This is a genomic window from Nocardioides sp. URHA0020, assembly GCF_000620705.1.
GTDB lineage: Bacteria > Actinomycetota > Actinomycetes > Propionibacteriales > Nocardioidaceae > Nocardioides.
Genome location: NZ_KK211169.1, coordinates 437,629 through 456,361 on the forward strand (window position 1 = coordinate 437,629; position 18,733 = coordinate 456,361).

An 18,733-nucleotide genomic window follows, 5' to 3' on the forward strand; every position below is an offset into this window, starting at 1 on the left:
GTACCTTGTCGGCGTGAGCAACGACGCTGGCGGGCCCGAGCTGCCCCTGGAGCCCGAATCCGCCCGGCGACGGCTGCCGGGCATCCCGCGGCGCCAGCGGCCGGTGACCGAGGCCGAGGACCGCGAGGAGCGGCTCGCCGCCCGACTCGCCCACCAGTTCGCGCACCTGCGTGACGAGCGGCAGGCCCAGCTGGACATGCCGGCCGTGGTCGTCGGTCCCTCGGTGATGAGCCGGCAGGTCCCGTGGGGGGTCGACCTCGCGGCCGCCTGGGCCTGGCGCTTCCTGGTCATCGTGGCCGCGGGCGGGATCGTCTTCCTGGCGATCGGCTACCTGTCGGTCGTCGTGCTCCCCGTGGTGATCGCGATGCTGATCGCGGCGCTCGTCATCCCGATCGTCGACCTGCTGGTGCGGATCGGGCTGCCGCGCGGCCTCGCCGCGCTCGGCGTCGTGATCGCCGGCATCGCGCTGGTGGGGCTGCTGCTGACGCTGGCCGGCCAGCAGATCGCCACCGGTGCCACCGACCTGGCCGACCAGACGGTCGCCGGGCTCGACGAGATCAAGGACTGGCTCAAGGACGGCCCGCTGCACGCGAGCGACTCCCAGATCAACGACTACATCGACCGCGCGCAGGACGCCATCACCAAGCAGTCGGAGGGCGGCGAGGTGGTCGGCCGGATCACCGAGGTGAGCACGGCCGTCGGGCACGTGTTCGCCGGGTTCTTCATCGTGCTCTTCTCGACGTACTTCTTCCTCGCCGACGGCGAGCGGATCTGGTCCTGGCTGGTGCGCCTGTCCCCGCGCGCCGCCCGCGGCCACGTCGACAGCTCGGGCCGGGTCGCGTGGATCTCGCTGACCCAGTTCGTCCGGGCGACCGTGATCGTGGCCCTGACCGACGCCATCGGGATCGCGGTCGGCGCTGCGATCCTCGGGGTGCCGTTCGTGCTGGCGATCGGCGTCCTGGTCTTCCTCGGCGCGTTCGTCCCGCTCGTCGGTGCCACCGTCGCCGGTGCCGTCGCCGTGCTGGTGGCCCTGGTCGCCAACGGGCCGATCACCGCGCTGCTGATGCTCGCGGTGATCATCGGCGTCCAGCAGCTCGAGGCGCACGTGCTCCAGCCCTTCCTGATGGGCCGCTGGGTCTCGGTGCACCCGCTCGCGGTGATCCTCTCGATCGGCGCCGGTGTCCTCATCGCCGGCGTGGCGGGCGCGCTGGTCGCCGTACCGATCGCGGCCGCCGTCAACGCCGTGGTCCAGCACCTCGCGGCCTACACCAGCCCGGGGGACGACCCGGTCGAGGAGCTGGAGGAGGACTACGAGGAGACGGGGGAGACCGTCGACGTGAGTCAGGGGCCGAGCGACGATGAGTGACGTGCCCAGCGTCGACCTGGCCGACATCCGGGCCGCCCGCGAGGTGCTCGCCGGCGTCGCGATCGAGACGCCGATGGAGGAGTCCCGCTGGCTCTCCGCGCTGGCCGGTGGCCCCGTCTGGCTGAAGTGCGAGAACCTCCAGCGCACCGGCTCGTTCAAGGCCCGTGGCGCCTACGTCCGGATCGCCCGGCTCACGGCGGAGGAGCGGGCGCACGGCGTCGTCGCGGCGTCGGCCGGCAACCACGCCCAGGGCGTCGCGCTCGCCGCCCAGCTGCTCGGCATCAGGTCCACCGTCTTCATGCCCGAGGGCGCGCCGATCCCCAAGGAGAAGGCCACCCGGGCGTACGGCGCCGACGTGGTCTTCCACGGCCGCTACCTCGAGGACGCGCTGGTCGAGGCGCACCGCTTCGCCGAGCGCACCGGGGCGGTGCTGATCCACCCCTTCGATCACGTCGACATCGTCGCCGGTCAGGGAACCGCGGGTCTGGAGATCCTCGAGCAGACCCCCGACGTCGAGAACGTGCTGGTGCCGACCGGCGGCGGTGGCCTGCTCGCCGGGATCGCGATCGCGATCAAGGCGGTGCGGCCCGACGTGCGTGTGGTCGGGGTGCAGGCCGAGGGCGCCGCGGCGTACCCCGGATCGCTGGCCCAGGGCACGCCGGTGGCCCTCACCTCGATGAGCACGATGGCCGACGGGATCGCGGTCGGGCGCCCGGGCGACATCACCTTCGCCGCCGTGCGCGACCACGTCGACGAGATCCTGACGGTCTCCGAGGACGCCATGGCCCGGGCCGTGCTCGCCACGCTGGAGCGCGCCAAGATGGTGGTCGAGCCGGCCGGAGCCGCCGCGGTCGCCGCGCTGCTGGAGCACCCCACGGCGTTCCCGACCCCGGCGGTCGCGGTGCTGTCGGGCGGCAACATCGACCCGCTGCTGCTGGGCAAGGTCATCCGGCACGGCATGGCCGCCGCCGGGCGCTACCTCAACCTGCGCGTCTGCATCCCCGACGTCCCCGGCGGCCTGGCCCGGCTGCTGGTCGAGGTCAGCGCCGCCGGCGCCAACGTGCTCGAGGTCGTCCATGAGCGGATCTCGCCCACGCTGCACGTCGACGAGGTCGAGGTGCACCTCCAGCTCGAGACCCGGGGCGAGCCGCACGCCCAGCAGGTGCTGGCGCGCCTGCGCGAGAGCGGCTACCGCATCGCCCCGTGAGCACCGCCCCGTGAACACCCCCGTAAATGCCGAGTCGGCGCCACCTTCCACCCATCGGTGAGAAAGTGGCGCCGACTCGGCGACGGGGTCAGCCGGTGAAGGGGACCGCGTCCATGATCACGACCTGGAGCGACTTGCCGTTCGGGGCCTCGTAGGTGACGGTGTCGCCCTTGGTGGAGCCGAGGATGGCGGAGCCGAGGGGCGACTGCGGCGAGTAGACCTTGAGGCCGCCGGCGGCGTCCTCCATCTCGCGGGCGCCGAGCAGGAAGGTCTCGACCTCGTCGTCGGAGTCCCCGACGAACTTGTAGGTGACCTTCATGCCGGGCTCGACGACGCCGTCGTCGGCCGGGGTCTCGCCGACCTCGGCGCGCAGGAGCATGTCCTCGAGCTGGCGGATCCGCCCCTCGAGCTTGCCCTGCTCCTCGCGGGCGGCGTGGTAGCCGCCGTTCTCCTTGAGGTCGCCCTCGTCACGGGCCGCGCTGATCCGGGCAATGATCTCCTGGCGGACCGGGCCCTTGAGGTCCTCGAGCTCGTGGGTGAGCTTGTCGAACGCGTCCTGGGTGAGCCAGACCTTGCCTTGAGCTGCTGCCTGCGTCATGGGGTAACTCCTGCTTGCTTCGAGGTACGGCGGAATCGCTCCGCCGCATCGTCGGTGGGTGCCCCGCACGAGATGCCGGTAAACGGCAGGTGCGCTGATCGGGGTGTGTCCGATCGCGCGGGGCCGTCCTCGACGGCCTCGCGGGGAGCGTCAGACCGACGAGTCTAACAACAGGTCGGTCAGCGGGGGCGGTTCTGGCCCGGGGCCGTGCAGCCGAGCAGCTCGACGGAGGTCGCCCGTCGCTCCGTGCGCACCGACTGGTCGCTCTCGCCGTCGCGGGGCACGAAGACCAGCTCGCCGACCACCGTGTGGTCCTCCGCGAAGGCCCGGAGCGTGCAGCTCGCGACGACCCCGCTGTCGGCCAGTCGGACGTCGACCGTCGCCGTCGACTCGTGCTCGTCCACGACGTCGTACCCCACCAGGTCCGAGCGGACCTGCGGGGTGGACTGGTCCCAGATCGTCCAGCCCAGCCAGCCCAGGAACGCGGCCACGACGACCACGGACACCGCGATCACCGCCCGGCGCCGCCAGGGTGCCGGCGCGCCGTACCGGTCGGCGAGGTCGGTCGGCTGGGTCACCCCAAAATCCTCCCATCTACGATGGGCGGGTGACGCAGCGCCCCTCCGGCCCCCGAGCCGGCCTCCGCCTGATGCATGTCCACGCCCACCCCGACGACGAGTCGAGCAAGGGAGCGGCGAGCACCGCGATGTACGTCGCGCAGGGGGTCGACGTCCACGTCGCCACCTGCACGGGGGGTGAGCGCGGCTCGATCCTCAATCCCAAGATGGATCGCCCCGACATCCTCGAGAACATGACCGAGATCCGGCGCCAGGAGATGGAGCGGGCCCGCGACATCCTGGGCGTCCGGCAGGACTGGCTGGGCTTCGTCGACTCCGGCTGGCCCGAGGGCGACCCGAAGCCGCCGCTGCCCGAGGGGTGCTTCGGCCTCGTGCCCCTCGAGGAGGCGACCGCCCCGCTGGTGAGGCTGATCCGCGAGTTCCGGCCGCACGTGATGACGACGTACGACGAGCGGGGCGGCTACCCGCACCCCGACCACATCAAGTGCCACCAGATCAGCGTCGAGGCGTTCGCCGCGGCAGCCGACCCGGAGCGCTACCCCGAGCTGGGCGAGCCGTGGCAGGTGCTCAAGCTCTACTACCACCACTCGTTCAACAAGGCCCGGATCCAGGCGACCCACGACGCGATGATCGCCCATGGGCTGGAGTCACCGTGGACCGAGCGCCTCGCGGAGTGGAAGGACGAGCCCGAGTGGGACGCGCGGGTGACCACCCGGGTCCCGTGCTCGGACTACTTCGGGGTGCGCGACCAGGCGCTGCTGGCGCACGCCACCCAGATCGACCCCGACGGCTTCTGGTTCGCGATCCCGCGCGAGCTGCAGGTGGAGGTCTGGCCGACCGAGGACTTCGAGCTGGTGACGAGCCACGTCACCTCCCCGCTGCCGGAGGACGACCTGTTCGCCGGCATCACCGAACCGCTCTGAGAGACTGTCCCCATGCAGGTGCACACCGTCCTTCCCCAGGTGATCTCGTTCGTCGACCAGGTGCCGAAGGACAACGACGTCAAGGCCGGCTGGGTCGCGTTCGCGATCTTCATCGGCCTGATCCTCGCCGTCGCCTTCCTGGGCTGGAGCCTGGTCAGGCAGCTGCGCAAGGTGGACGCCGCGGAGGAGGCCGGGCTCTACGACCCGTCCGACCGGAAGCCGACCCCGATGCCGACCGTGGAGCAGGCTCCGGAGCGCCCGCAGGGCTGACGCGCGGACGTCTGCGCCGTCGGTCCGCGCGCGCCCTACGATGCGGGGCATGCAGATGCCGCGAGAGGCTGGGCGACGCTCGCCGAGCATGGCCGAGGTCGCGGCCCAGGTCGGGGTGTCGCACCAGACCGTCTCCCGCGTCCTGAACGGGTCTCCGCTGGTCAAGGAGGAGACCCGGGTCAAGGTGCTCGCGGCGATCGACGAGATGGGCTACCGGCGCAACAACGCGGCCCGGATGCTCGCGACCAACCGGTCCGGTCGGATCGGGATGATCTCGGCCCACCTCGCCCTGCACGGCCCGAGCATGATCGCGGTCTCGGTCCAGGAGGCCGGCCACGCGGCGGGCTACGAGGTCTCGCTCGTGGGCGTCTCCGACTTCTCCCCCGAGTCCCTCCAGGGTGCCGTCGACCGGCTCCTGGACGAGGCCGTCGAGGCGCTGGTGATCGCCGTGGCGCACCGCACCGCGACCGAGCGCGCCCTGTCGCTGGACCTGCCCGTCCCGGTGGTGCTCGTCCAGGGCGTCAGCCCCGGCCAGCCGATGGCCTCCGGCATCGACCAGGTCGAGGGCGCGCGGCTCGCGACCGAGCACCTGCTCGGCCTCGGTCATCGGCGAGTCGCCCACGTCACCGGCCCGTCCGACTGGGTCGAGGCCGGTCAGCGCCGAGAGGGGTGGCGGCGCGCGCACGACCACCGCCACCGCCTGCCCGGGCCGGAGCTGGCGGGGGACTGGTCGGCCCGCAGCGGCTACGAGGCCGGCCGGCGGATCGCCGAGGACCCCGGGGTCACCGCGGTCTTCGCCGCCAACGACGCGATGGCGCTCGGGGTGCTGCGCGCCTTCCACGAGCGCGGCGTCGACGTCCCCTCCCGGGTGAGCGTCGTGGGGTTCGACGACGTGCCGGAGGCGGCGTACTTCTGGCCCGGCCTGACCACCGTCAGCCAGGCCTTCTCGCTCCTCGGCCAGCACGCCGTGGACCTCACCCTGCGGGCCCTCGGCGGCGAGGCCGCACCGTCGGCGGACCTGATCGCGCCGCGGCTCGTCGTCCGCGGGTCGAGCGCCGCTCCCAGCTTCTGAGCGGTCCCGTGATGTTAACGTTCACATCGTGCGCGAGAGCCTCTTCGGTACGACGCCCGACGGCCGCCCGGTCCACTGCCTGACCATCGGCAGCCCGCCCGGTCCGGTGCTCGAGGTGCTCACCCTCGGTGCCACGGTGCACCGCCTCGAGGTCGCCGGAGAGGACGGCGTACGGCGCAACGTCGTGCTCGGTCACGCCACCGTCGCGGACCGGCTGGCGAGCGGTGACTACCTCGGCGGCACGATCGGGCGCTACGCGAACCGGATCGCCCACGGCCGGTTCGCGATCGACGGCGGCGAGGTCCGGGTGGGCACCCACGACCGTGGCCACAGCCTCCACGGCGGCCCGGACGGGTTCGACCGCCGGACCTGGGAGGTCGTGGCCCACGACGCCGACGAGGTGGTCCTCGAGCTGGTCAGCCCCGACGGTGACCAGGGGTTCCCCGGCGAGCTGGCGGTCCGGGTCGCCTACCGGGTCGACGGCGACACGGTGCGGGTCGACCTGGCCGCCACCACGGACGCTCCGACCGTGGTCAACCTGACCAACCACGCGTACTTCAACCTCGACGGCGCCGGTTCCGGCACGATCGACGACCACGTGCTGACGGTGCCGGCCGACCTGTTCACCCCGGTCGACGACACCGGCATCCCGCTCGGCGACCACGCCCCGGTCGACGGCACGCCCTTCGACCTCCGGCGACCGGCGCGCCTCGGCGAGCGCGTGCGGGCCGAGCACGAGCAGGTCGTCGACGCGCGCGGGCTGGACCACAACCTCGTCGTCCGAGGCGCGGGCCTGCGGGTCCACGCCGTCCTCGAGTCGCCGCGGACCGGCACCCGTCTGGAGCTGCGCTCCGACCAGCCGGGGCTGCAGGTCTACACCGGCAACTTCCTCGACGGCAGCAGCCGAGGGGCGCCCGGGCGCCTCCACCGGCAGGGCGACGGCATCGCCCTGGAGCCGCAGCTGCACCCCGACACGCCGCACCACCCCGACTGGCCGTCCGCGGTGCTCCGGCCCGGCGACGACTACCGCGCGACCCTCGAGTGGCGGTTCTCGGCGACCGGTCGCCCGAGCTGAGTGGCGTTGGATCGTTCACATCGGCGGGCCGCCGAAGTGAACGCTCACATTGCTGGCATCAATCTGGTCGCAGGGCTTGACGGGGGCGAATGTTAGCGCTCACACTCATCGCTCAGTGACACCGGTCACAGGGTGGAGAGCCCGACGATCTGGAGGAAGACCAGTGCTGAAGAAGACTCTGATCGCGGCTACCGCGATCACCCTGAGCGCGTTCGCGCTCACCGCCTGCGGCAGCGACTCCGACGGCGGCGACGACAAGGCCTCGGACGCCGGCGGCCCGATCACCATGGGCTTCGCCCAGGTCGGTGCCGAGAGCGGGTGGCGGACCGCCAACACCAAGTCGATCCAGGACTCCGCCAAGGATGCCGGTGTCGACCTGAAGTTCACCGACGCCCAGGGCAAGCAGGAGAACCAGATCCAGGCGATCCGGTCCTACATCCAGCAGAAGGTCGACGTCATCGCCTTCAGCCCGGTCGTGGAGACCGGCTGGGACGCCGTCCTCCAGGAGGCCAAGGCCGCCAACATCCCGGTGATCCTCACCGACCGGGCCGTCGACAGCAAGGACACGTCGCTCTACAAGACGTTCCTCGGCTCCGACTTCGTGGTCGAGGGCCAGAAGGCCGGCCAGTGGGTCGTGGACAACGCCGCCGACGCCGATGTCAACGGCGACGGCAAGATCAACGTGGTGCAGCTCGAGGGCACGACGGGCGCTGCGCCGGCGATCGACCGCGGCGAGGGCTTCGCCGACACGATCAAGGCCGACCCGTCGATCAAGGTGGTCGCATCCCAGACCGGAGACTTCACCCGTGACGGCGGCAAGCAGGTCATGGAGTCCTTCCTGCAGTCCCAGGACGGCATCGACGTGCTGTTCGCGCAGAACGACGACATGGGCCTCGGCGCCATCGAGGCGATCGAGGCCGCCGGCCTGACGCCCGGCAAGGACATCAAGATCATCACGGTGGACGCCGTGCACGACGGCATGCAGGCCCTGTCCGACGGCAAGATCAACTTCATCGTGGAGTGCAGCCCGCTCCTCGGGCCGCAGCTGATGGACGTGGCCGAGAAGGTCCTCGCCGGTGACAAGGTCGACCCGCGGATCCTCACCAAGGAGACCACCTTCAACCAGGAGCAGGCCACGGCGGCCCTGCCCGACCGGCAGTACTGAGCCATCGCCAGCGCCGCTCGCCGAGCGGCACGCACCGCACGGCGGCGCCGGGTCCCTCCCTCTCGACCTCCGGGTCGGGCCCGGCGCCGCAGCCATCACCACCGCCACTCACTCGTGAAGGGAGCGAGATGACCCAGATGGACCTTCAGCCCGCACACGGTCCGAAGGCCTCGTCCGACGCTGACCGACCGGTGATCGAGATGCGCGACATCTCGATCACCTTCGGCAGCGTCCAGGCCCTGAGCGAGGTCTCGCTCCGGCTGCGCGCCGGTGAGGTGCACGCACTGATGGGTGAGAACGGTGCCGGCAAGTCGACCCTGATCAAGGCGCTCACCGGCGTCTACTCGATCGACGCCGGCACGGTGCTGGTCGACGGCGAGCAGCACGAGTTCAGCTCGCCGGCCGCCTCGCAGGCCGCGGGGATCAGCACCGTCTACCAAGAGGTCAACCTGCTCCCGAACCTGACCGTCGCCGAGAACATGCTGCTCGGTCGCGAGCCCCGTCGGTTCGGTGGCATCAACGTCCGCGCGATGAACCGCCGGGCCCGCGCCACCCTCGAGAGCCTGGGCATCGACGTCGACCCCACCTCCGAGCTCGGCGAGCACCCCATCGCGATCCAGCAGCTCGTCGCCATCGCGCGCGCCGTCGACGTGGAGGCACGCGTGCTCATCCTCGACGAGCCCACCTCCAGCCTGGACACCGACGAGGTGGCCAAGCTGTTCGAGGTGATGCGCCGGCTGCGCGACCAGGGTGTCGCGATCGTCTTCGTCTCCCACTTCCTCGACCAGGTCTACGAGATCGCCGACCGGATGACGATCCTGCGCAACGGCCGGCTCGTCACCGAGCGGATGGTCGCCGAGACCACCCAGCTCGAGCTGGTCAAGCTCATGATCGGCCGCGAGCTCGAGGTCCTCGAGCGCCTCGACCGCAAGGTCAGCGCGCGGACCGCCGACGAGTCGGGCGTCCCCGTGCTCAGGGCGGTCGGGGTGGGCCGCAAGGGCGCGCTGGAGGCGACCGACCTCGACCTGTACGAGGGCGAGGTGATCGGCCTCGCCGGCCTGCTGGGCTCCGGGCGCACCGAGCTGGCACGCCTGCTCTTCGGTGCGGACTCCACCGACACCGGTGAGGTCGTGATCCGCTCCGAGCGGCGCCGGCTGCGCAGCCCGCGCCACGCGATCGACCGCAAGGTCGCCTTCTCCAGCGAGGACCGCAAGGCCGAGGGCGTCATCGGCGACCTCACGGTCGCCGACAACATGCTGCTCGCCCTCCAGGCGTCGCGGGGCTGGCTGCGGCCGATCCCGCAGGCCACCCGCACCAAGCTGGTCGAGCAGTACCTCCAGGCGCTCGACATCCGTCCGGCCGACCCCACGGCGCTGATGCGCAACCTGTCCGGCGGCAACCAGCAGAAGGTGCTGCTCGCCCGGTGGCTGATCACCGAGCCCGAGGTCCTGATCCTCGACGAGCCGACCCGGGGCATCGACATCGGCGCCAAGGCGCAGATCCAGGCCAAGGTCGCCGAGCTCTCGGCGCAGGGCATGGCGGTGGTGTTCATCTCCGCCGAGCTCGAGGAGGTGCTCCGACTCAGCGACCGGCTGGTCGTGATGCGCGACCGCCGCAAGATCGACGAGCGGCCCAACAACGACGTCACCGTCGGCGACGTCCTCGAGATCATCGCGGGCGAGACCCGCGAGGAGGAGGGTCCCCGTGCCTGAGACGCAGACGGGCCTGCAGCGCGCCCTCCGGCACCCGCTGGTGTGGCCGGTCCTGGCCCTCGTGGTGCTGCTGGTCGTCAACGTGGTCGCGAAGCCCGGCTTCTTCGACATCCGGATGCAGGACGGACACCTGTACGGCAACCTCATCGACATCGTGCGCAACAGCGCCCCGGTGCTGCTGGTGGCACTGGGCATGACCCTGGTCATCGCGACCCGAGGCATCGACCTGTCGGTCGGGGCGATCGCCGCGATCTCCGCCGCGATCGCCTGCACCCGGATCGTCGGAGCGGGCGACGAGGGGGCGTTGACCACCGCGGTCATGGCGTGCACCTACGCGCTCGCCGTGTGCATCGTGCTCGGTGCCTGGAACGGCTTCCTGGTCTCGGTCCTCGGCATCCAGCCGATCATCGCGACGCTGGTCCTGATGGTCGCAGGCCGCGGCATCTCGATGGCCATCACCGACGGCCAGATCACCACGGTGCACAACACCTGGTTCAGCGACCTGGCGACCGGCTACGTGCTGACGCTGCCGATCGCCTTCATCATCGCGCTGGGCATCCTGGCCCTGACGGCGGTGCTGACCCGACGTACGGCGCTCGGCATGCTGATCGAGGCCGTGGGCATCAACCCCGAGGCCAGCCGTCTCGCCGGCGTCCGCTCGCGCACCATCATCTGGACGGTCTACGCGTTCTCCGGCTTCTGCGCCGGCATCGCCGGCCTGGTGATCGCCGCCAACACCAACTCGGTCAACGCCAACAGCCTGGGCCTGTGGATCGAGCTGGACGCGATCCTCGCCGTCGTCATCGGCGGCACGTCGCTGGCCGGTGGCCGGTTCTCCCTCACCGGCACGCTGATCGGGGCGCTCTTCATCGCGACCCTCGCCCGCACCGTCAACAACATCGGGATCCCGTCGGAGCTGAACTACCTCTTCAAGGCCGTCGTCGTGATCGCGGTGTGCCTCCTGCAGTCGCCGAAGGCCCGCTCCGCCTTCCGGGTCCGCCGCAGCAGCGGCCCGGGCAGTCCCGGCAGCACCGCCCCCGCCCTCGTGAAGACAGGTTCCGCAGCATGAGCACCGCCACCGTCCCCGTCGACTCCCTCTGGGACCGCGTCAAGGGCTACAGCCCGCCGCCGCGCTACCTGCCCGTGCTCGCGACGCTCGGGCTCCTCGTGGGCATGTTCGCCATCGGCGGCGTCCGCTACGAGGGCTTCTCCGACCCGCAGGTGCTGCTCAGCCTGCTGATCGACAACGCCTTCCTGATCGTGCTGGCCGTCGGCATGACCTTCGTGATCCTCACCGGCGGCATCGACCTCTCGGTCGGCTCCGTGGTGGCGCTGTCCACGATGATCGCCGCGAAGACGCTGGAGCTGGGCTGGCCGCCGTACCTCTCGATGGCGGCGGTGCTCGCCACCGGCACGTTGCTCGGGCTGCTGATGGGCCTGCTCATCCACTACTTCGACATCCAGCCCTTCATCGCGACCCTGGCGGGCCTCTTCCTGGCCCGCGGGCTCACCTTCCTGATCAGCATCGAGTCGATCTCGATCAGCGACCCGACCTTCACCAAGCTGGCGTTCAAGACCGTCACCTTCGGTGACTACTACCTCCGCTGGACGGCGATCATCGCCCTGGCGACGGTCGCGATCGCGGCGTACGTCCTGGCCCGGACCCGCTTCGGGCGCACCGTCTACGCGATCGGCGGCAACGAGAGCTCCGCCATGCTGATGGGGCTCCGGGTGGCCTTCACGAAGGTCGGCGTCTACGTGATCAGCGGCTTCTGCGCCTCGCTCGGCGGGCTGCTCTTCTCCTTCTACATCCTGTCCGGCAACAGCCTGCACGCGGTCGGCACCGAGCTCGACGCCATCGCCGCGGTCGTCATCGGCGGGACGCTTCTCACGGGCGGGCGGGGGTACGTCGTCGGCTCGCTGCTGGGCGTGATGGTCCTCGGGATGATCAAGACCCTGATCTCCTTCGACGGGACCCTGAGCTCGTACTGGATCCGCATCATCACCGGTGCTCTGCTGCTCGCGTTCGTGATCGTCCAGCGTTTCGCCACCCGGCGGAGCTCGTGACCGAGGCGGCCGCACGTCCACCCGCGGAGCGGGTGCCGGTGATGGCGGACGTCGCGCGCCTGGCCGGCGTCTCGCACCAGACGGTCTCGCGGGTGGTCAACGGGCAGAGCAACCTGCGCCCGGAGACCCGCGACCGCGTGCTGCAGGCGATCCGCCAGCTCGGCTACCGGCCCAACTCGGCGGCTCGCGCCCTGGTCACCCGGCGCTCGGCGACCATCGGGGTGATCGGGTCCAAGAGCGGCTTCTGGGGTCCGAGCACGGTGCACCGCACCATTCAGGCGGCGGGACGCGAGGCGGGCTACTTCGTCAGCTCCGCCAACCTGCAGAGCCTGACGCGGGAGGAGCTGGTCGATGCGATCAGCCACCTGCGTGACCAGAGCGTCGAGGCGATCGTGCTGATCGGCGGCACCGACGACGCGGTCCAGGTCGCCCGGGCCCAGGAGGACCTGGGGACCCCGGTGATCGTGGTCGAGGGCGACGAGACCAAGACCCGCTGGACGGTCGGGGTCGACCAGGCGGCCGGGGCCGCGCTCGGCACCCACCACCTGATCGCGCTCGGGCACCGCGACATCCTGCACCTGGGGGGTCCGGCCTCCTGGACCGAGGGCCGCTCCCGCCTCGCCGGCTACCAGCAGGCGATGCACGAGGCCGGGCTGCGCACGCTGCCGCACGTCGAGGGCGAGTGGACGGCCCGCAGCGGCTACGAGGCCGGGCGCGAGATCTCCCGCCGCGACGACGTGAGCGCCGTCTTCTGCGCCAACGACCAGATGGCCCTGGGGCTGCTGCGCGCGCTCAACGAGGCCGGGCGCTCGGTCCCGGGCGACGTCAGCGTCGTCGGCTTCGACGACATCCCCGAGGCGGCGTACCTGCTCCCACCCCTCACCACGGTGCGCCAGGACTTCACCGCCGTCGGCCGCCGCGCGATCGAGATCATCCAGGCCGCCCTGGCCGGCAAGACCGCCCCCGAGCGCCTGATCAGCCCCGAGCTCGTGGTGCGCGCCAGCAGCGCCGCACCCACCCCCCGAACGAAGTCGAGGAAGTAGCAGATGTCCGTCCCGCAGCAGTACGTCGTCGGTGTCGACTTCGGCACCCTGTCCGGGCGCGCCGTCGTGGTGCGCGTGGCCGACGGTGCCGAGCTCGGCACCGCCACCCACGCCTACCCGCACGGGGTGCTCGAGCGGTCGCTGCCCGACGGCACCGAGCTGGCCCCGGACTGGGCGCTGCAGGTGCCCGAGGACTACCGGGAGGTGCTGCGCACCGCCGTGCCCGCGGCCGTGACCGCTGCGGGCATCGACCCGGCGGACGTCATCGGCATCGCCACCGACTTCACCGCGTGCACGATGGTGCCGACGCTCGCCGACGGCACCCCGCTCAACGAGCTCGAGGGGCACGCCGGCAACCCGCACGCCTACGTGAAGCTGTGGAAGCACCACGCCGCCCAGCCGCAGGCCGACCGGATCAACCGGCTCGCCGCTGACCGCCGCGAGCCCTGGCTGCCGCGGTACGGCGGCCTCATCTCGTCGGAGTGGGAGCTCGCCAAGGGGCTGGAGCTCTACGAGGCCGACCGGGCGACGTACGACCGGATGGAGCGCTTCGTCGAGGCGGCCGACTGGATCGTGTGGCAGCTGACCGGGCGCTACGTCCGCAACGCGTGCACGGCCGGCTACAAGGGCCAGCTCCAGGAGGGTGCCTACCCGTCGACGGAGTTCCTCGAGGAGCTGGCCCCGGGGTTCGGCGGGTTCGTGCCCGACAAGCTCGACCAGCCGATCGGACAGCTCGGCGACCGCGCCGGCTCGCTGACCGCGGAGGCGGCGGCGTGGACCGGCCTGCCGGAGGGCATCGCCGTCGCCGTCGGCAACGTCGACGCCCACGTGACGGCGCCCGCGGCGCAGGCCGTCGGGCCAGGTCAGATGGTCGCGATCATGGGCACCTCGACCTGCCACATCATGAGCTCCGACGTGCTGCGCGAGGTGCCCGGCATGTGCGGGGTCGTCGATGGCGGCATCGTGGCCGGGGCGTGGGGCTACGAGGCCGGCCAGAGCGGGGTCGGCGACATCTTCGGGTGGTTCACCGAGACGTCCGTGCCCGCGTCGTACGCCGAGCAGGCGGCCGCGGCCGGCCAGACCCTGCACGAGCTGCTCACCGAGCTGGCCGCGCGCCAGGAGGTGGGGGAGCACGGCCTGGTCGCGCTCGACTGGCACAGCGGCAACCGGTCGGTCCTGGTCGACCACGAGCTGACCGGGCTCGTCCTCGGCCAGACCCTGGCGACCCGGCCGGAGGACGTCTACCGCGCGCTCCTCGAGGCCACCGCGTTCGGGACCCGGGTGATCGTGGAGACCTTCCGCGACAGCGGCGTGCCGGTCGAGGAGTTCATCGTCGCCGGCGGGCTCGCCAAGAATCGGCTGCTGATGCAGATCTACGCCGACGTCACCGGGCTGCCGCTCTCGGTGATCGGCTCCGAGCAGGGTCCGGCCCTGGGCGCGGCGATCCACGCCGCCGTGGCGGCGGGTGCCTACCCCGACGTCGCGACGGCCGCCAAGAGCATGGGCCGGGTGGAGCGCGCGGCGTACCTCCCCGACGACGCCCGTGCCGAGGTCTACGACGCGCTCTTCGAGGAGTACCTCGCGCTGCACGACCACTTCGGACGCCGAGACCGCGCGATGCGGCGGCTCAAGGCGATCCGACGGGCAGCGGTCGAGCGCCGCCGGGCCGGGGGCGCGTCATGACCGCGGTCACCGACACCCAGGCCACGATCGCGGCGGTCCGCCGGGACGTCGCGGCGCTGCACGCGGAGCTGACGCGCTACCAGCTGGTCGTGTGGACCGCCGGCAACGTCTCGGCCCGGGTGCCCGGCCACGACATGCTGGTGATCAAGCCCAGCGGGGTGTCCTACGACGACCTGACGCCGGAGAACATGGTGGTCTGCGACCTGCACGGCGTGGTGGTCGACGGCGCGCACGCCCCGTCGTCCGACACCGAGGCGCAGGCCTACGTCTACCGCGAGCTGCCCCACGTCGGCGGGGTCGTGCACACGCACTCGACGTACGCCACCGCCTGGGCGGCCCGCGCCGAGCCGATCCCGTGCGTGCTCACCATGACAGCCGACGAGTTCGGCGGCGAGATCCCGGTCGGGCCCTTCGCGGTCATCGGCGACGACTCGATCGGGCGCGGCATCGTCGAGACGCTGCGGGGGAGCCGCTCGCCGGCCGTGCTCATGCAGAACCACGGGGTCTTCACCGTCGGGCCCACCCCCCGGGCGGCGGTCAAGGCGGCGGTGATGTGCGAGGACGTCGCACGCACCGTCCACGTCTCCCGCCAGCTCGGCGCACCCGTGCCCATCGCCGCCGCCGACGTCGACCGCCTGTTCGACCGCTACCAGAACGTGTACGGCCAGCGCTGAGGCGCCGGTCACCGAAGGAGAGACATGACGACCACCGCGCCCGAGATCTGGTTCCTGACCGGGAGCCAGGGCATGTACGGACCGGAGACGCTGGAGCAGGTCGCCGAGCAGTCGCAGCAGGTCGCGCGCGAGCTCGGCGCGACGATGCCGGTGCCGGTCGTGTGGAAGCCGGTGCTGCTCGACGCGGCGGCGATCCACCGTCGGATGCTGGAGGCCACCAGCGCGCCCGAGTGCGTCGGCGTCATCACCTGGATGCACACGTTCTCGCCGGCCAAGATGTGGATCGCCGGTCTCGACGCGCTCCAGAAGCCGTTGCTGCACCTGCACACGCAGGCCGGCATGGAGCTGCCGTGGTCGACGATCGACATGGACTTCATGAACCTCAACCAAGCCGCCCACGGCGACCGCGAGCACGGCTACATCCAGACCCGCCTGGGGATCGCCCGCAAGACGGTCGCCGGGCACGTGCGCTCGCCCGAGGTGGCCCGGCGTACGGCGCTCTGGGCCCGCGCGGCCCTGGGCCGCCACGAGCTGCGCCAGCTCAAGCTGGTGCGCTTCGGCGACAACATGCGCAACGTCGCCGTCACCGAGGGCGACAAGGTGGAGGCGCAGCGGCGCTTCGGCGTCGCCGTCAACACCCACGGCGTCAACGACCTCGTCGAGGTGGTCGACGCCGTCGGGTCCGACGAGATCGACAAGCTCGTCACCGAGTACGCCGACACGTACGCCGTCGCTGCGGAGCTGCTGCCCGGCGGCGACCGGCACGAGTCGCTGCGCTACGGCGCGCGGGTCGAGCTGGGGCTGCGGGAGTTCCTCACAGCGGGTGGCTTCGGCGCCTTCACGACCAACTTCGAGGACCTCGGTGGGCTCCGCCAGCTGCCCGGGCTCGCCGTCCAGCGCCTGATGGCCGACGGCTACGGCTTCGGTGGCGAGGGCGACTGGAAGACCTCCGTGCTGCTGCGCGCGGCCAAGGTGATGGAGGCCGGGGAGCCGGGCGGCAGCTCGTTCATGGAGGACTACACCTACCACCTGGTGCCGGGCGCGGAGAAGGTGCTGGGCGCCCACATGCTCGAGGTGTGCCCCTCGATCGCCAGCGGCACGCCGACGCTGGAGGTGCACCCGCTCTCGATCGGCGGTCGTGAGGACCCCGTACGGCTGCGCTTCACCGCGGCGCCGGGGGAGGCCGTCGTCGTCGGCCTCTCCGACCTCGGGGACCGGATGCGGCTGACCCTCAACGAGATCGACGTGGTGGAGCCCGACGAGGAGCTCCCCCGGCTGCCCGTGGCGTGCGCCGTCTGGGAGCCCCGCCCGTCGCTGTCCGTCTCCGCCGAGGCCTGGCTGATGGCGGGCGCACCGCACCACACCGTCTTGTCGAGGTCGGTCGGGCGGGAGGTCTGGGAGGACTTCTCCGAGATGACCGGGGTCGAGGCGCTCGTGATCGACGCCGACACCACGACCCGGCGCTTCCAGCAGGAGCTCCGCTGGAGCGCGGCGTACCGGCGGCTGGCCGAAGGTCTGTGACGTCCTCGGGTCCGTGGGGCTCGGGGGCGCCGAGCTTCGACCTCCGCGAGATCCCGTTCTCGTACCGCGGCTCGTGGCTCGACCTGTCCCCGGTCGTCGGCCTCGACGCCTGCTCCGACACCGTCCACCTGGTCTCCCACCGCAACGGCTTCCACGCAGTCCTCGGGCTGCGGCCGGAGCGCTCGGGATCGGCGGTCGAGCCCGAGTGGCACGCAGGCGCGACGTCGCTGACGTGGCGGCACGGTGACGCGGCCACGGGGGCCACGGCGGCCACGGTGGAGGCCGCGTTCGACGGCCCCGACGCGATCCGGCTCCGGGGCGACGGGCTCGCCCTGCGGTTGGTCGACGCCGCCGGCGCACTGACGCCGTTCACGGGCAGCTACCTCTTCGACGACCCGGTCGACGGAGCGGCCGTCCTCACCTCCTACGAGACCGGACGCCGCTACCGGGTCACGTCCCTGGCCGGCCGGATCGAGGTGATCGGTGCCGGTGCCCTCGGCGTCGCCGAGCGAGCGGTGCTCCTCGGCGGTGACGGTGCGGCCTGGGAGGCGGTGGTCCAGGAGATCGAGACGGCCGCCGACCCCTACGCCAGCGGCCGCAGTTTCGACGAGGTCGTCGCCGGCGTGGCCGCCGACTTCGACGACTACCTGGGCGCGGTCGCACCGTGGCGGGACGACACCACGCCCGCGGCGGCCCTGGCCTGCTACGTCCTGTGGTCGGCGACGGTCGCCCCCGACGGCTTCATGACCCGGGAGTCGGTGCTGATGTCGAAGCACTGGATGGACAAGGTGTGGAGCTGGGACCACTGCTTCAACGCGCTGGCCCTGGCGTCGGGGCTGCCGGAGGTCGCACTCGACCAGTGGCTGGCGCCGTTCGACCACCAGGACGGCAGCGGCGCGCTCCCGGACTCCATCACGCACTCGGAGGTGCTGCGCAACTTCGTGAAGCCGCCGGTCCACGGCTGGGCCCTGCGCCGGCTGCGCGCCGGCGCCGGGCGCCTGCTGACCGAGGCCGAGCTGGTGGAGGTCCACGACCGGCTCGCGGCGTGGTCGCGGTTCTGGCTCGACCACCGGCGGCGGCCCGGTCATCCATTGCCCTACTACCAGCACGGCAACGACAGCGGCTGGGACAACGCGACCACCTTCGACCGGGAGCGGGTCGTCGAGGCGCCCGACCTCGCGGCGCTCCTGGCGGTGCAGCTCGACGTCCTCGGCGACCTGGCCGCGGAGATCGGGCGGCCCGCGGAGCACTGGCACCGGAGCCGGGACGAGCTGGGCGAGGCGCTGCTGGCCCGGCTGTGGACCGGTGCGGAGTTCGTGGCCGTCGGAGCACTCGACGGTCGGGCGAGCGGGGCGAGCAGCCTCCTGAGCCTGCTGCCCCTCGTGCTGGGGGAGCGGCTGCCCGCCGCCGTACGGACGACGCTGGCAGACCGGGTGGCGCGCCACCTGACGCCCTGGGGGCTGGCCACCGAGCCCGTCGACTCGCCGCTCTACGAGGCGGACGGCTACTGGCGCGGACCCATCTGGGCGCCGTCGACCGCGCTCGTCGAGGACGGGCTCCGCTCGTCCGGGTTCGTCGAGCTCGCGGACACCGTGAGCGAGCGGTTCCGGCGGTTGTGCGAGCAGTCCGGCTTCGCCGAGAACTTCGACGCCGGCACCGGCGCCGGGCTCCGGGACCGGGCCTACACCTGGACCGCCTCGGTGTACCTCACGCTCGCCGCCGCGCACGTCGAGCGGGACGCCCGGAGCACCGACTCGGGCCGCACCGACTGACGCGGCC

The 18,733-nt window shown here is 71.9% G+C and carries 17 protein-coding genes; 15 read left to right on the plus strand and 2 right to left on the minus strand.

Annotated elements, in window-relative coordinates:
* Nucleotides 1–13: 13 nt before the first annotated feature.
* On the plus strand, nt 14–1,366 hold the full coding sequence (locus N542_RS0116960; RefSeq protein WP_028644946.1) for an AI-2E family transporter: 1,353 nt from the start codon (nt 14–16) through the stop codon (nt 1,364–1,366).
* Nucleotides 1,359–2,573 carry a threonine ammonia-lyase gene (gene ilvA / locus N542_RS0116965; protein WP_028644947.1) on the plus strand — a complete coding sequence of 405 codons (1,215 nt, stop codon included), beginning with the start codon at nt 1,359–1,361 and terminating at the stop codon, nt 2,571–2,573. The genes N542_RS0116960 and ilvA overlap by 8 nt, the downstream gene beginning before the upstream one ends.
* 88 nt (nt 2,574–2,661) lie before the next feature.
* On the opposite strand, the gene greA is transcribed toward ilvA, so the two are convergent.
* Nucleotides 2,662–3,171, minus strand: a complete 510-nt coding sequence (gene greA, locus N542_RS0116970; protein WP_028644948.1) for a transcription elongation factor GreA — start codon at nt 3,169–3,171, stop codon at nt 2,662–2,664.
* A 179-nt stretch (nt 3,172–3,350) separates the two neighbouring features.
* Nucleotides 3,351–3,749 (minus strand): DUF4307 domain-containing protein, encoded by a 399-nt coding sequence (locus tag N542_RS0116975; protein WP_028644949.1) that lies wholly within the window; start codon nt 3,747–3,749, stop codon nt 3,351–3,353.
* Between the two features lie 71 nt (nt 3,750–3,820).
* Here N542_RS0116975 and mca point away from each other — a divergent pair, with 71 nt between their 5' ends.
* The 13 genes from mca to N542_RS0117040 all read left to right on the plus strand — a co-directional run bounded on the left by mca (nt 3,821) and on the right by N542_RS0117040 (nt 18,726).
* Entirely contained in the window at nt 3,821–4,672 is an 852-nt protein-coding gene (gene mca, locus N542_RS0116980; RefSeq protein ID WP_036508518.1) for a mycothiol conjugate amidase Mca, read from the plus strand.
* 12 nt (nt 4,673–4,684) lie between these two features.
* Nucleotides 4,685–4,942 (plus strand): hypothetical protein, encoded by a 258-nt coding sequence (locus N542_RS0116985; protein ID WP_028644951.1) that lies wholly within the window; start codon nt 4,685–4,687, stop codon nt 4,940–4,942.
* A gap of 49 nt (nt 4,943–4,991) precedes the next feature.
* Nucleotides 4,992–6,014, plus strand: coding sequence for a LacI family DNA-binding transcriptional regulator (locus tag N542_RS0116990; protein ID WP_197025997.1), 1,023 nt, complete (start codon nt 4,992–4,994; stop codon nt 6,012–6,014).
* A 28-nt stretch (nt 6,015–6,042) separates the two neighbouring features.
* A complete protein-coding gene (locus N542_RS0116995) occupies nt 6,043–7,089 on the plus strand; it encodes an aldose epimerase family protein (protein ID WP_197025998.1) in 1,047 nt (348 codons plus the stop codon).
* Nucleotides 7,090–7,252: 163 nt separating this feature from the next.
* Nucleotides 7,253–8,254: an ABC transporter substrate-binding protein gene (locus N542_RS0117000; protein ID WP_028644954.1), complete on the plus strand. Its 1,002-nt coding sequence runs from the start codon at nt 7,253–7,255 to the stop codon at nt 8,252–8,254.
* A 137-nt stretch (nt 8,255–8,391) separates the two neighbouring features.
* A complete protein-coding gene (locus tag N542_RS0117005; RefSeq protein ID WP_028644955.1) occupies nt 8,392–9,966 on the plus strand; it encodes a sugar ABC transporter ATP-binding protein in 1,575 nt (524 codons plus the stop codon).
* The gene (locus N542_RS25360; RefSeq protein ID WP_155993165.1) at nt 9,959–11,035 is read left to right on the plus strand and encodes an ABC transporter permease; all 1,077 of its coding nucleotides are present in this window, start codon (nt 9,959–9,961) and stop codon (nt 11,033–11,035) included. Before N542_RS0117005 ends, N542_RS25360 begins: the two co-directional genes overlap by 8 nt.
* Nucleotides 11,032–12,033: a galactofuranose ABC transporter, permease protein YjfF gene (yjfF, locus tag N542_RS0117015; protein WP_028644956.1), complete on the plus strand. Its 1,002-nt coding sequence runs from the start codon at nt 11,032–11,034 to the stop codon at nt 12,031–12,033. The genes N542_RS25360 and yjfF overlap by 4 nt, the downstream gene beginning before the upstream one ends.
* A complete protein-coding gene (locus tag N542_RS0117020) occupies nt 12,030–13,076 on the plus strand; it encodes a LacI family DNA-binding transcriptional regulator (protein ID WP_197025999.1) in 1,047 nt (348 codons plus the stop codon). Before yjfF ends, N542_RS0117020 begins: the two co-directional genes overlap by 4 nt.
* 3 nt (nt 13,077–13,079) lie before the next feature.
* Nucleotides 13,080–14,759 (plus strand): ribulokinase, encoded by a 1,680-nt coding sequence (gene araB / locus N542_RS0117025; RefSeq protein WP_028644958.1) that lies wholly within the window; start codon nt 13,080–13,082, stop codon nt 14,757–14,759.
* Nucleotides 14,756–15,433 (plus strand): L-ribulose-5-phosphate 4-epimerase, encoded by a 678-nt coding sequence (locus tag N542_RS0117030; RefSeq protein WP_028644959.1) that lies wholly within the window; start codon nt 14,756–14,758, stop codon nt 15,431–15,433. Before araB ends, N542_RS0117030 begins: the two co-directional genes overlap by 4 nt.
* Nucleotides 15,434–15,457: 24 nt before the next feature.
* A complete protein-coding gene (gene araA / locus N542_RS0117035) occupies nt 15,458–16,954 on the plus strand; it encodes an L-arabinose isomerase (protein WP_028644960.1) in 1,497 nt (498 codons plus the stop codon).
* Nucleotides 16,951–18,726 (plus strand): amylo-alpha-1,6-glucosidase, encoded by a 1,776-nt coding sequence (locus tag N542_RS0117040; RefSeq protein ID WP_028644961.1) that lies wholly within the window; start codon nt 16,951–16,953, stop codon nt 18,724–18,726. The genes araA and N542_RS0117040 overlap by 4 nt, the downstream gene beginning before the upstream one ends.
* Nucleotides 18,727–18,733 lie beyond the last annotated feature (7 nt).